This is a genomic window from Bosea beijingensis, from assembly GCF_030758975.1.
Taxonomy (GTDB): domain Bacteria; phylum Pseudomonadota; class Alphaproteobacteria; order Rhizobiales; family Beijerinckiaceae; genus Allobosea; species Allobosea beijingensis.
Genome location: NZ_CP132359.1, coordinates 4,402,296 through 4,414,484 on the forward strand (window position 1 = coordinate 4,402,296; position 12,189 = coordinate 4,414,484).

A 12,189-nucleotide genomic window follows, 5' to 3' on the forward strand; every position below is an offset into this window, starting at 1 on the left:
ATCCTCCGGCAGTGATCATTGACAGATGCCGTGTTCCTTGGCAACTATTCAACCTATCAGATAAGTAGATGCCGTTCAGCGGCACGCCTCGGGAGGGCATTGCCGCATGTCGGCCAGCCGTATCGTCAAAGTTGACGTCCATCCGCTGCGGGCGACGCTGCCGAAGGTCCAGCGGACCTCGCAGGGCGATTATCCGGCGATCGAGATCGTCGTCGTCGAGGTCGAGACCGAGGACGGCACGATCGGCTTCGGCGAGGGGCTCTGCCGGCGCGGCGCAGCCGGCTATGCACGCTTCATCGAGGAGGCGCTGGTGCCGCGCCTTGCCGGGCGCGACGCTGCCGACCGGCGCGCGCTGTGGAAGACGATGCGCGCGGCGTTGTCCGGCCGACCGGGCGGGCAGATCGTCGAAGCGATCGCGGCGATCGATATCGCGCTCTGGGATATTGCCGGAAAGCAGGCAGGTCAGCCGGTCCATAAGTTGCTTGGCGGCATGGGGCGCAAGGAGGTCGCGGCCTATGCCTCCTCGATCAACTGGCTCGACGATGCGACCGTCGAGGCCGAAGTGACGGCGGCGCTCAAGGCCGGCTTCCGCGAGATCAAGGTCAAGCTCGGTCATCCGCTGCGCGATGCGGTGGCTCGCGCCAAGCTTGTCCGCCGGCTCGCGGGCGACGCTATCGCCCTCTATGTCGATGCAAACTGGGCCTATGATGTCGACGACGCGATGATCGTCGGCCGGGCGCTTGCCGATCTCAACTATGGCTTCTTCGAGGAGCCGATTGCGCCCCATGATCGCGAGGGCTATCGCCGCCTCGCCCAGCATCTGCCGATCCGTCTCGCAGCCGGCGAAAGCGATTTCGTCGCGAGCGAGGCGTTGACCATGCTGCAGGACCGTTCTCTCGGGCTGCTCCAGCCCGACGTCACCCGCTCCGGCGGCATCACCGAGACCTGGCGGATTGCCGAACTCGCCGCGAGTTTCAACACGGCCTATGCGCCGCATGTCGGCTGGTCCGGCGCGATCTGCGTCGCGGCGAGCCTGCAATTGGCGGCGGCGGCGGAAAGCTTCCGCACCTTCGAATGCATGGTCTACGAGAACCCGCTGCGCGACGCCTTCACCCGGCCGCTCGTCGGCGAGGGATCGCAGCTCATCGAAGGCAAGCTCGCAATCCCGCAGGGGGCGGGCCTCGGAGTCGAGATCGACCGCGAGGCGCTGAAGCGCTTCAGGATCGCCCGATGAGCGCCCGCACACCTCTCTCGGCGATAGCGCTGGTCACTCCGGTCCAGTTGATGATCGGCGGCATCATCCTCGTGCCGGCGCTCTATGTCTTCTGGCTCAGCCTCAACCAGTCCTCCTTTGGGCAGGCGGCGACATTCGTGGGGCTCGCCAACTACGCCAAGGTGCTGGCCGACCCCTATTTCTGGAAGGCGCTGCTCAACACGGTGATCGTCGTCGCGATCGTCGTGCATGTCGAGTTGCTGATCGGCCTCGGCATGGCCTTGTTCTTTGCGTCCGGCGTGCCGTTCCGGCCGCTTCTGCTCGCTATCGTGCTGGCGCCCTATGCGGTGAGCGAGGTCTCGGCCGTGGTGATGTGGCGCTACCTGTTCGAGCCCGATGTCGGGATGATGAGCCGCTTGCTGGCCACGATCGGCCTGCCGCCGATCGAATGGGCCGTGAACCCGAGCCATGGCCTCGCCATGATCAGCCTGCTCTCGATCTGGCTGCACCTGCCGTTCTCGTTCATCATCCTTTATGCGGCGCGGCTCTCGATCCCAAGCGATCTCTATGAGGCGGCTTCCATCGACGGCGCCACGGCCTGGACCTCGTTCCGTCGGATCACGTTGCCGCTGCTGATGCCGGCTCTGCTGATCGCCGCCCTGTTCCGCTACATCTTCGCCTTCCGGCTCTTCTCCGAGGTCTGGCTGATGACCGGCGGTGGGCCAGCACGCTCGACCGAAGTGATGGCGGTCTATCTCTATCTCGAAGCCTTCCGCTACAACGCCTTCGGCTCGGCCGCCGCGACCGGCTGGCTGCTCGTATTGGCCTCGCTCCTGCTCGCGCTGTTCTATCTGCGCCGGCTCTACCGGGAGACGTTCGCGCGTGCCTAAATCCTCCCTGCCCAGGCTTTTGCGCCATCTCCTGAAGCTCGTCGGCGTCCTCGCTGTCGTCGCCTGGTCTCTGGTGCCGATCGGACTGATCGCAATGTCGTCGTTCAAGTCCGATCGCGACATATTCTCGACCACAGGCGCCTTCTCCTTCGCGCCGACGCTGGCGAACTATCAGGCGCTCTGGAGCCGCTGGGGCGACTTCTTCTTTGGCCTGTGGAACAGCCTCCTGGTCACGGCTGGCGCGACTGTCCTCGCGGTCGGCGTCTCGCTGCTTGCGGGCTTCGCCTATTCGCGCTTCGCCTCGCGCGGTTTGCAGGCCTCGGCCTTCTTCCTGATCTTCATCCGCCTGATCCCACCGATCGTCATCACCCTGCCGCTCTTCCCGGTGGTGAACTGGCTGGGCTTGAACGATACGCATTTCATCCTGATCCTGCTCTACGCCACCTTCTTCGTCTCGCTGGGCACGGTGGTGATGCGGACCTTCATCGACCAGATTCCGCGCGAACTCGACGAAGCCGCGATGGTCGACGGCGCCTCGCAGATGCAGATCATCGCCCGTGTCATCCTGCCAATGGCGGCGCAGGGAATGCTCGCCGTCTCGGTCTTCGTCATCGTCTACGCCTGGAACGAGTTCCTCTTCGCTTTCATCTTCACAACCACCAAGGCGAAGACCGCGCCGCTGGTGATCTCCGAGATGATCGGCGCCGTCGAAGGCGTCGAATGGGGCGTGCTCTTCGCAGCCTCCACCGTGCAACTCGTGCCGGTGCTCGCCTTCGTCATCCTCATGCAGAAGCATCTCGTGGCGGGGCTCACCGCCGGCGCGGTGAAGGGATAAGCCATGCCCCAGCTCGACGATCTCAGACGCGCCATCCGCGAGAGCGACCCCCAACTCAGCCGGTTCGACCCGCTGCCGCGTATCATCTGCCTGGACGATTTCGACCGCGGCATGTGCGGCTGGACGCAGCTCGTCGGCAATTACGAGGATACGCTTGACGCGATGCTGCCGGGCTATGCCCAGCACAGCCACGCCATGCTCTCGACCTTGCCGAATTGGGATTTCGGCTCGCATGGCGGCGTCGACGGTTCCTATGCGCTGAAGATCGCGACGCGGGCGAGAAAAGGCGCTCAGAACGTCGCGATCAAGCGGCTGACCTTCCGCAAGGCCGGGCCGATCCGGCTGGAGGCCTATTTCACCTTCAAGCCCGAGGCGACCGAGCTCGCGCTGTCGGAGACCGACATCCGCTCCTTCGGCTTCCTCTATGATCTCCAGATCGGCGATACGTCAGGGCCGGGCGACCGGGTGATGCCGCATCTGCGTTTCCTCAATGCGCAGGACGGGCAGCACATCCAGAAATGGCAGTTCAAACGCCGGACGACGCCGATCAAGCCGATCGGCACTGCCGGCAAGACGATCACGCATTACCATCTCGCCCCCAGCGATTGGGAGGACCTGCCCGGCGGCGAGCAAAGGCTCTGCTACAACGAGATTCCGACCAAGGTGAACTGGCATTATCTGCGCTTCGATTTCGACCTCGCGGCGATGCAGGCGACAAGATTCCAGGTCAATGACCGCGTCTTTGCCATGGATGGCTTCGACTGCATCCGCATCCCCGCGATGAAGAATCTGTGGTGCATGCTGAACCTCGCCTTCTTCGCCGAGACGGATACCGACAAGCGCGCTTTCGCCTATCTCGACTCCGTTTGCCTGTCGGGGGATTTCTGATGCTGCCCGAGAACCTGACCGCCGTCGTCGCTCGCAACGAAAGCTGGACGGCTGAAAGCGCGACCGAACCATACGAGGCCGGCTGGGCGAAGGAAGCGATCTTCTTCGTTCGGGCGCTGAAGCAGCCGAAGGGGCAACTGCCGAAGGCACGGATCGAGATTTCCGCCGACGGCCTGCACTGGTGCCACGAAGGCTCGGAATTCGATCTGCCGGTGGCAAAGGATGCCGTCACCTTCCAGCGGGTCAGCCACTTCGGCAATTTCCTGCGCGTCGCCGCGACGTTGCCCGATGGCGCTGAGATCACCGTACTGGTGACGCTTCATCTCAAGGTCTGACCGCGCAAGGGCAGCAAGCGCCAGCGGCAGGCACGGGGCGACATCTGCTCGAAATCGGCCCTTCGCCAGTGGCGCGCTGGCATGACCGCTTCACCTCGCCTCAAAGCGTCTGTGCCGATTGGCGCGCGGATCGCGACCTCCCCGCACCGCGACGGAGAAGGCGGGTAATTACGTCATCCAGACGGGTGAGACATCTGCATCGAGGGGAGCGATAGGCCGGCGAATGCGGCGATACGGAATTGCGGCGGCATCGGGCGGATAAGGACCGCCGCAATTCACGAAGATCACGTCAGCGGCGATCGGCGCGAAGGCTGTGTGAAAATGGCTTGCGGATTTGACCACGACGATCTTTTTCTTCGACAGGTCGATCCCGAGCAATTCGAAGACGGCGGGGTGGAACGTCTGGGCGCGTTTGCTCGCCAGCACCACATCCAGCTTGCCTAGTCGCAACGAAGCTGCCGCCCCCAGGGAAACACGGCTCTGTTGAAACGGAATGACGAGATCGCGTGTCGTGGCGACGACCTCGACTTCAGCATCGACAGGCATGCCCGAACTCGGCGCCGCCTTGCCGCCGAAGCGCAGTTGCAGGCGCGCGCCAGGGCCTGCCGCCAGGCAGAACGAGACAGCGACCGGATCCCAGAGCGCCCCGACCGCGGCATCGATATCCGCGCGCTCGCGCAGCGCATGAACAAGAAACGTGCTGTCGCCAGCTACGCCGCCGCCCGGATTGTCCCAACGGTCGGCAAGCACGACAGGTTGACCGGCCACTGCCAGGGCCATGTCGATCGCCTCGGCCGGACCGGGCATGTACGGCATGCGGTTGGCGCCGAAAGCAAGGATGCGGGCACCAAATTCAGCCGCCACGGATCGCCCCGTGCCCTGCGCATCGTCAGTGATGACGATGACCTTGGTGCCAACATCGTGGATGTCGGCCGCCGGAAAGCCATGCACGACGGAGATGCTCAACACGCCGTCCCTGCCCTCGCGGGCGAGCATGTCGTCGACAAGGGTCCTGCCCGGTTCGCGGCTCGTCAGAAAGTTGGCGATGGCGCGGCAGTCGAGGACACTCATCACCGGCGTGATTTCCTTCCGGGCGGCGCGCAAGGAGAGATCCACCATATCTTCCGCGCGCTCGAGGAAATCGCTGTGCGGCACCTCCTTGAAGGTGACCAGGATCGTGGCCGCGCCGATCATGGCCTGCGTGAGATGGCAATGCGGATCGAGTTCGACCCCGATGACCGCGTCCCGCCCTGCGATGGCGCGAGCCTGAGTCAGCAGATCGCCCTCACAATCGTCGTAACCCTCGGCGATCATCGCGCCATGCAGGCCGAAAAGCACCACGTCGACGGGCATCGCGGCGCGCAACTGGTCAAGGATCTCGTCCCGTAATCCCTCATAGGCCTCCCGGGAAACCAGGCCGGCAGGCTCGGCCCAGGCCGCCGTCCCCTCGATCAAGGTAAATCCCTGCTCGCTGGCGCGCCTGCGGGCGGCAATAAAGGGCGCCGAACAGAGAGTAGGTGTCTCGGGATGTCCGCCGGGCGGGGCGTAGAAGGCGTCTTCAAAAGCGCTGCGGTCGATGCGGATCGGCGAAAACGTGTTCGTTTCGGTGGCCAGCGAAGCGACAAAGACCCTCATCTGCTTTTGCCAGGGTCCGGCGGAATGCGTAGATCGGCGAGGCTGTTCTTCGCCTCGCGCAGGCGATCGAAGAGTGCCGGCCCGCCACGGAGGGCCATCGCCGTCGCGATGATGTCGATCAGCACGGCGTGGGCCACGCGAGACGTCATGGGTGCGTAGATTTCAGTGTTCTCATGCGCGTCGATCTCGAGAACGATGTCGGCAGCAGCCGAGAGCGCTGTATTCTGCCGGGTGACGGCGATGACCGTGGCACCGCATTCGCGCGCCTTCAGCGCCATCGCCTCGATGTCGCGCACCATGCCAGTGTGGGAGAAGCAGAGCGCCACGTCGCCCTTGCGCAGGGTAGCGGCGGCAAGGCGCTGCAAGTGGGTATCGTCATACGCCACGACCGGTATGCCGAAGCGCATCAACTTGTGCTGCGCCTCCATGGCCAGGATGCGTGCCGCACCGGCCCCGTAGCAATCGATACGGGGGGCGTTGGAGAGTATGTCGATGACGCGCGCAAGCACCTTCTGATCGATGGAACGGCGCAGCATCGTCAGCGTGTAGATCGAGGAATCGACAAGCTTGTCGACGATCTGATCGAGCGGGTCGCTGGAGGCGACCTCGCTATGCACATAAGGGGTCCCGGCAACGATGCTTTGTCCGGTGCGCAGCTTGAGTTCCGGATAGCTGGCCAGCCCCATCGTGCGCACCAGGCGCAGCACGGTCGGCTGGCTGACGCCGACCTCTTCGGCCAATGTCGCGATCGACATATGGATGACCTTGTCCGGCGCCTCGAGCACGAACTCTGCCACCCGGCGCTCGGATGGCGAAAGCTCGGCCTTGCGGGCAGTCAAGACGTCAAGGAAGCGGTCATCCCCTCCCGCATGGTCCGACGCTTCACATATCGTCATTCCGTTCTCCTATTCAACGCGAACAAAGCCTCTACCTCGATGCAGGCTCCGAGCGGGAGCGTGGCAACACCGATGGCGGTACGGCTATGTCGGCCGGGCTCGCCCATGATCTTCACGATCATGTCGGAGGCGCCATTCATCGCGGCGCGGGGCGCGACGAAGTCCGGTTCGGCGTTGACGAAACCACCTAGCCGAACGCATTTCGTGATCCGGTCGAGCGACCCCAGCGCCAGCTTCGCATGGGCGAGCGCCTGCAGCATGCAGAGGCGCGCAGCAGCATAACCGTCCGCTTCCGTAATTTTACTCCCTAACTTGCCTCGATAAGCTGCAGGTATCTTGCCGTCCGGTCCCACGCAGAGCTGCCCGAAGACATAAAGCAGGTCGCCGATGATGTTGTAGGGCGTATAATTCCCTTTTGATTCCGATACATACGGAAGATCGACATTGAGGCTAACCACGCGGGACTCAATGGAAATGCCGGTGATCAAGGTATCCGCCTCCATGCCATGACCGTTGTTGCCCCAGTCTGTGATTTGGCAGACCCGGCCCTTCCTATCCGGTTCAAGGCGCGTTGACGAGAGTATTTCCGTAATTTATCTACGCAACATCCGGCTGCCGCCGATGCCCTGCAGGATGCTGCGATGTTGGTACCTTGCCCACCTGCCGTTTCGATTGACCCCGTCTCCGGTCGCCCGCGCCTCGAGCTCGCGCGCCTGCCGACACCTTTCGAGCCGGCGCCACGACTGGCCGAGCACCTCGACGTTGCATCGGTCTACGTCAAACGTGAGGACATGGCCGGCTATGCGCTCGGCGGCAACAAGCTTCGCCAGCTCGACTTCATCCTTGCCGAAGCAATTGCGGCGGGAGCTGACCTGCTGATCGCAACCGCCGGCAGCCAGTCCAATTTCTGCCGGTCGCTGGCGGGCGCAGCAGCCAAGCTCGGTCTCGGCTGCCACCTGCATCTGCGCGCCAGGATGGGCACGGAGCGTGTCGGAAATCTGCTCCTGAACGACATCTTTGGGGCGGAGGTTACCTTCACCCAGAATGCCGACCCCTGGCACCCGGCCATCAAGGATGAAATCGAGGCGATCGCCGCGGACTACCGCAGGCAGGGGCGGTCCCCCTTCGTCGTGCAACTGACGGGCGTAAGTGCCAATGTCGGCGTCGCAGGCTGGATGTCGGGCGCTGCTGAGCTGGCCGAAGATTTCAAGACGATCGGGCAGGCGCCCGACATCGTCGTCGCGGTCTGCGGCTCCGGGCTGACGGCGGCCGGATTGGCGCTTGGCTTCAAGCATCTGGGTGTCCCGACAAGGGTCATGGGCGTCAGCGCCCAGCAGCCGGAGGCGCGGCTACGCAAGTGGATCATCGAGACCGCCAACGTTGCAGCCGCCTGGATGGGCATCGAGACGCGCCTGTCGGGGCAGGATTTCGACATCGTCGACAGCGAGATCGGTCCGGGCTACGGCCTCCCCTCCGCCGCAAGCCTCGCCGCCGTCAACACGGCTGGACGGCTCGAAGGGCTGGTGCTCGATCCCGTCTATACGGGCAAAGGCATGGCTGCCCTGATCGGCGCAGCCGAGAAAGGCCTGTTCGGCAAGGCATCGTCCATCGTCTTCCTGCACTCCGGCGGTGCGCCTGGGCTGTTCACGCACGCCTCCGCCTTCGAACGCCCCGCCCCCCGATGAAACACGGCATGGCGAGAGCAGGCGGCCCCGCCCGGCTGGAGGTCGAGCTCGATCGACGGGGTCGCCATGTCGGCGCCCTTTTCGTTCCGCACTCGCACGACCGCTCCGCCTATGGTCGCATCATCCTTCCGGTGATCGTGATCAAAGGCGGCGACGGGCCGACCTTGCTATGCACCGCCGGATTGCATGGCGACGAATACGAAGGGCAGTTTGCGCTGTCGCGGCTGGCCCGGACACTCGATCCGGATCGGCTGAGCGGACGGGTGATCCTGCTGCCAGTCGCCAATCCCGCGGCATCGGCGGCCGCCACGCGCACATCTCCCATCGACGGCGTCAACCTGGCCCGTTGCTTTCCGGGCCGGCCGAACGGCCAGCCCACCGAACAGATTGCGGACGGCATCTTCCGGCTGCTGCTGCCTTTGGCCGACTGTGTGGTCGACCTGCACAGCGGCGGCGGAACGCTCGACTATCTGCCATGCGCCTTTGGACGCCTGCCCGCCGACCGCGGCCTGGCAGAGCGCACGCTGGATCTGATACTGGCCTTCGCGGCGCCTCATGCGATGGTGATGCGCAGTCCCGAGGCCAGCGCGACGTTGGTCTCGGCTGCATTGGAGCAGGGTATTCCTGCGATGGCGACAGAACTCGGCGGCGGCGGGTGCGTAACGCCCCGAACAATCGAAATCGCACGGGTCGGCATCGAGAACGTGCTTGCTCGTCTCGGCATGATCGGCTCGGCTATGCCGCTCGGGAAGACCCGCCTGTTGGCCATCGAGCCGCAGGGCTTCCTGCGCGCGCCCGGTCGCGGCGCGTTTGAGCCCGGCCATGCGCTGGGGGAGACGGTACGGGTTGGCGAAACCGCCGGGTGGCTCTGGGACCTGGAACGCGCCGACAAAGCCCCCGAGCAATTGCTGATACCTGACGATGGGATGGTCGTGTGCCGCCGCGTGCCACCGATATGCTCTGCCGCCGACGTGCTGCTTCATCTCGGGCGAGATACGACGCGCGCGGAACTGCTCGGCGTCGCCTAGCATGGAGGGGGAGGCCAAGGCCTCCCCCTCCATGCTTCATTTCAGAAGTGCCTGTACGCGAACGGTCAGATCGTCCATCGCCCGCTGCGGCGTCTTCATCCCAAGCACAGCAGCCTCTGCTTCTTCCTTGAAGAAGTCGGCGGCGCGCGCCGCTTCATTGAAAGCGGGCAGCGGCACGCGCGACACGGCAAGAACCCGCCGCTCGTCCTGCGCATAGGGCAGCGCTTCGATGATGCGCGGATCGTCGTAGGTCGAGTTGCGGACCGGGCCATTTCCGTTGAGGGCGGCCCCCAGCGCCGCCTGTGGCGAAGACATCCACTTGATGAACTTCCAGGCTAGATCCTTGTTCTGGGAATTCTTCGGGATCGCCATGCTCCAGAACTCGACCTTGGCGGGCGCGACCTCGTACTTCCCCAGCAATGCCGTCGCGACCGGGAAGAACGTCGTCTTGATCTTGCCAGCGGCCTGCGACTTCTTCGGATCGTTGTAGAGTCCGTTGCGGCTCATCGAGCTCATGGCCATCGCCGCGCGGCCCGTTTGCATCCAGGTGTTGGCGTCTTCGGCCTTCATGCCGGTAAGATTGCGCGGCACAGCGCCCGCCTCGAAGAGCTGACGGATGACGGTCAGCGCCTTTACCATCGGCTCGGAATTGGCGACGACCTTCATGTCGGGGGTAATGAAGTCGGCGTCCCAGGCGCGGGCAAAGGCGATCACCTCGGGATAAGCGACGCCGGGCAAGATGAAGCCCACAGCAGGCGTGCCATCGGGCCGCTTCTTGGTACACTTCTTGGCTATGTCGATGAATTCTTCGATCGTTTTGGGCGGGCCGGAGACTCCGCACTCGGCAAAGATCTCCTCGTTGTAGTGCAGCCCGGTCGAAGCATGGCGGAACGGCACGGCAAAAAGCTGCCCATTGAAGCTCACCGCATTGACGAGGCCGGGAAAGATGTCACCGAAATTCTCGATCGGATCGCTCTTCATGTACGCGTCGAGCGGCTCGAACAACGTGGCGACGCGCGGCGTCGCGTAGGTGTTGAGCAGGAAGGCGACATCGATGGTCGACTGGTCGAGCGAAGCTTCGCGAAACACGCGGTCATGCAGCGGCCCGGTCTCGAACGTCGCCCAGTTGATGCCGACGCCATTCGCCTTCGTGAAACTCGCGATGACGTCGCCGCCTGCTGTACCATTGGACACATTCTGCAGGACGCGATGGGCGAACACGTTCAGTTGCTTGCTCTGCGCGAACGCCCGATCAACCGCATAAGGCATCGCGCAAGCGGCCGCGGCCCCGGCGACGAAATGCCGTTTCGTCAAGCGCATTGGTGTCCTCCCTTGCTCGTTCAAATTCTGCGGCATCCGGAGCCTTTTTTGTCGTTCGCGTCCGCCCGAAACCCGCGTTTCCCGTGTTTTTGCCCAATGTAGAATAATTACATAAAACAGTGGCACACAAGAGAGAAATCGCAGAAACTGGCGGTCTCCTTTATATTTACTACATACCCCTCTCGAGCTTGCCCCCGAGCGGAAGCGTGGCGTTGGCGATAGGCTTGGAACCGTTGATCCGGATTTTTGTCCATGGCCACGGCAAACCGCCCCGGCATCACCGGTGCCATCTGGTTCGAACCGCGCTTACACCGGCCCGTATTCCATGCGGTCGGGCGCTTCGGCTCCCGCTGGGGAAGTCCGCTTTAAGCCGCCCTCGATGATGAACCCTTCGGCTGACATCGCGACATCGCAGGTGCATCAGTCGCAATGGCTCACATCGATGGATTGCTGATGGCCAACCGACGATGCTGTTACCGCGTCACCTTCGCGATCTCAGTCGCGAGATTGGCAAGGTAGCTGCATTCATCGGCAGACTCGTTATTCCACCACATCGCGCACAGGTTATGCGATGGGATCGCCGGACGCGCCTCCAGCACGCGCAATGCCAGCTTCTCTCCAGAGAGATGGATCATCTCGCGCGGAATCATCGCCGCGCCGGTGCCGGCGCTGGCGAGGCGGGCGATGACGGTCAACGGATTGCAGGTGTTGAGGCGGCGCGGCTTCAGGCCATGCGCGCCGAACCACATCTGGATGGTGGTGAACAGGCCCGATGGCGAGCTGTTGGTGAAGATCGGCAGGTCGACGAGGTTTTCGGGCGTCGCGACGTTGCCGGGGAAGGCAAGCCGCTCGCCCACCACCCAGACGAGATCGATCAGCCAGAGCGGAACGATGGTGACACCCTCATGCGCCCGAGGTTGCGACAGGAAGGCGATGTCGATGGAGCGGTCGAGCAATAGTTGCTCCAGCTTCGTGCTGAAATCGACGGTGACGTCGACCTGCAATTCGGCATGGCGGAGCGCCAACTGGGCAAGCAGATCGGGCAGGATGGCGGCGGCGAAGGAATCGGCGGCGCCGATACGCAGCAGGCTCCTGCCGCGCAGCCCTTCCTTGCTGTGGCGCTGGACCTGCTCGGCATGGGCCAGCATGCGCTCGACATCGGCATAGATTGCGTTGCCCAGCGTCGTCGGCATCGGCCGATATAGCGAACGGTCGAACAATTCGCCGCCCAAGGTGCGTTCGAGTTCCTTGATCCGCAGGCTGACCGTCGGCTGCGACAGGTTGAGATGCAGGGCGGCGGCGCGGAAACCGCCCAGCCGGGCCACCCAGTAGAACGCTTCCGCCTGACCGAAGGTATAGCGCATCGAGCAACACGATAGCCGGAGACAATCGAGCGGCAAGCACTTCTTATTTTTATTCGCCGCCTCACCGCTCTAGCCTCCCCATGTTCGGCGCGGCGCCGGA

Annotated in this window: 12 protein-coding genes; 7 read left to right on the forward strand and 5 right to left on the reverse strand. The window is 63.8% G+C overall.

Going from position 1 to position 12,189, the window contains the following annotated elements; translation table 11 throughout:
* The first annotated feature begins 106 nt into the window (after positions 1-106).
* From Q9235_RS20930 to Q9235_RS20950, 5 genes are read left to right on the forward strand one after another with little or no spacing between them, the layout of a single operon-like run.
* The gene (locus Q9235_RS20930; RefSeq protein WP_306223745.1) at positions 107-1,234 is read left to right on the forward strand and encodes a mandelate racemase/muconate lactonizing enzyme family protein; all 1,128 of its coding nucleotides are present in this window, start codon (positions 107-109) and stop codon (positions 1,232-1,234) included.
* Positions 1,231-2,103 carry a carbohydrate ABC transporter permease gene (locus tag Q9235_RS20935; protein WP_306223746.1) on the forward strand — a complete coding sequence of 291 codons (873 nt, stop codon included), beginning with the start codon at positions 1,231-1,233 and terminating at the stop codon, positions 2,101-2,103. Before Q9235_RS20930 ends, Q9235_RS20935 begins: the two co-directional genes overlap by 4 nt.
* Positions 2,096-2,938, forward strand: coding sequence for a carbohydrate ABC transporter permease (locus Q9235_RS20940; protein WP_306223747.1), 843 nt, complete (start codon positions 2,096-2,098; stop codon positions 2,936-2,938). Before Q9235_RS20935 ends, Q9235_RS20940 begins: the two co-directional genes overlap by 8 nt.
* A gap of 3 nt (positions 2,939-2,941) precedes the next feature.
* Positions 2,942-3,826 carry a DUF6772 family protein gene (locus Q9235_RS20945; protein ID WP_306223748.1) on the forward strand — a complete coding sequence of 295 codons (885 nt, stop codon included), beginning with the start codon at positions 2,942-2,944 and terminating at the stop codon, positions 3,824-3,826.
* Positions 3,826-4,161 (forward strand): hypothetical protein, encoded by a 336-nt coding sequence (locus Q9235_RS20950; RefSeq protein ID WP_306223749.1) that lies wholly within the window; start codon positions 3,826-3,828, stop codon positions 4,159-4,161. The genes Q9235_RS20945 and Q9235_RS20950 overlap by 1 nt, the downstream gene beginning before the upstream one ends.
* Positions 4,162-4,329: 168 nt before the next feature.
* Here the strand turns inward: Q9235_RS20950 and Q9235_RS20955 are convergent, their stop codons facing one another.
* The 3 genes from Q9235_RS20955 to Q9235_RS20965 are packed head-to-tail and all read right to left on the reverse strand — an operon-like array spanning position 4,330 to position 7,195.
* Positions 4,330-5,796 carry a M81 family metallopeptidase gene (locus tag Q9235_RS20955; protein ID WP_306223750.1) on the reverse strand — a complete coding sequence of 489 codons (1,467 nt, stop codon included), beginning with the start codon at positions 5,794-5,796 and terminating at the stop codon, positions 4,330-4,332.
* A complete protein-coding gene (locus tag Q9235_RS20960) occupies positions 5,793-6,692 on the reverse strand; it encodes an SIS domain-containing protein (protein ID WP_306223751.1) in 900 nt (299 codons plus the stop codon). Before Q9235_RS20960 ends, Q9235_RS20955 begins: the two co-directional genes overlap by 4 nt.
* Positions 6,689-7,195, reverse strand: coding sequence for a RidA family protein (locus Q9235_RS20965; protein ID WP_306223752.1), 507 nt, complete (start codon positions 7,193-7,195; stop codon positions 6,689-6,691). Before Q9235_RS20965 ends, Q9235_RS20960 begins: the two co-directional genes overlap by 4 nt.
* A 138-nt stretch (positions 7,196-7,333) precedes the next feature.
* Between Q9235_RS20965 and Q9235_RS20970 the strand changes: the two genes are divergently transcribed.
* Positions 7,334-8,377 carry a pyridoxal-phosphate dependent enzyme gene (locus Q9235_RS20970; protein WP_306223753.1) on the forward strand — a complete coding sequence of 348 codons (1,044 nt, stop codon included), beginning with the start codon at positions 7,334-7,336 and terminating at the stop codon, positions 8,375-8,377.
* Entirely contained in the window at positions 8,374-9,405 is a 1,032-nt protein-coding gene (locus tag Q9235_RS20975; RefSeq protein WP_306223754.1) for a succinylglutamate desuccinylase/aspartoacylase family protein, read from the forward strand. Before Q9235_RS20970 ends, Q9235_RS20975 begins: the two co-directional genes overlap by 4 nt.
* Positions 9,406-9,441: 36 nt before the next feature.
* Here Q9235_RS20975 and Q9235_RS20980 read toward each other — a convergent pair whose 3' ends face one another.
* Entirely contained in the window at positions 9,442-10,725 is a 1,284-nt protein-coding gene (locus Q9235_RS20980; RefSeq protein WP_306228381.1) for an ABC transporter substrate-binding protein, read from the reverse strand.
* A gap of 473 nt (positions 10,726-11,198) precedes the next feature.
* A complete protein-coding gene (locus Q9235_RS20985) occupies positions 11,199-12,089 on the reverse strand; it encodes a LysR family transcriptional regulator (protein WP_306223755.1) in 891 nt (296 codons plus the stop codon).
* Between the last annotated feature and the right edge of the window lie 100 nt (positions 12,090-12,189).

Excerpts from the sequence above, each read along its gene's own strand:
- Q9235_RS20950 (WP_306223749.1), top strand. The coding sequence starts at position 3,826 with ATGCTGCCCGAGAACCTGACCGCCGTCGTCGCTCGCAACGAAAGCTGG.
- Q9235_RS20980 (WP_306228381.1), bottom strand. The coding sequence starts at position 10,725 with ATGCGCTTGACGAAACGGCATTTCGTCGCCGGGGCCGCGGCCGCTTGC.
- Q9235_RS20935 (WP_306223746.1), top strand. The coding sequence starts at position 1,231 with ATGAGCGCCCGCACACCTCTCTCGGCGATAGCGCTGGTCACTCCGGTC.
- Q9235_RS20965 (WP_306223752.1), bottom strand. The coding sequence starts at position 7,195 with ATGGAGGCGGATACCTTGATCACCGGCATTTCCATTGAGTCCCGCGTG.
- Q9235_RS20975 (WP_306223754.1), top strand. The coding sequence starts at position 8,374 with ATGAAACACGGCATGGCGAGAGCAGGCGGCCCCGCCCGGCTGGAGGTC.
- Q9235_RS20960 (WP_306223751.1), bottom strand. The coding sequence starts at position 6,692 with ATGACGATATGTGAAGCGTCGGACCATGCGGGAGGGGATGACCGCTTC.
- Q9235_RS20930 (WP_306223745.1), top strand. The coding sequence starts at position 107 with ATGTCGGCCAGCCGTATCGTCAAAGTTGACGTCCATCCGCTGCGGGCG.
- Q9235_RS20955 (WP_306223750.1), bottom strand. The coding sequence starts at position 5,796 with ATGAGGGTCTTTGTCGCTTCGCTGGCCACCGAAACGAACACGTTTTCG.
- Q9235_RS20945 (WP_306223748.1), top strand. The coding sequence starts at position 2,942 with ATGCCCCAGCTCGACGATCTCAGACGCGCCATCCGCGAGAGCGACCCC.
- Q9235_RS20985 (WP_306223755.1), bottom strand. The coding sequence starts at position 12,089 with ATGCGCTATACCTTCGGTCAGGCGGAAGCGTTCTACTGGGTGGCCCGG.
- Q9235_RS20970 (WP_306223753.1), top strand. The coding sequence starts at position 7,334 with ATGTTGGTACCTTGCCCACCTGCCGTTTCGATTGACCCCGTCTCCGGT.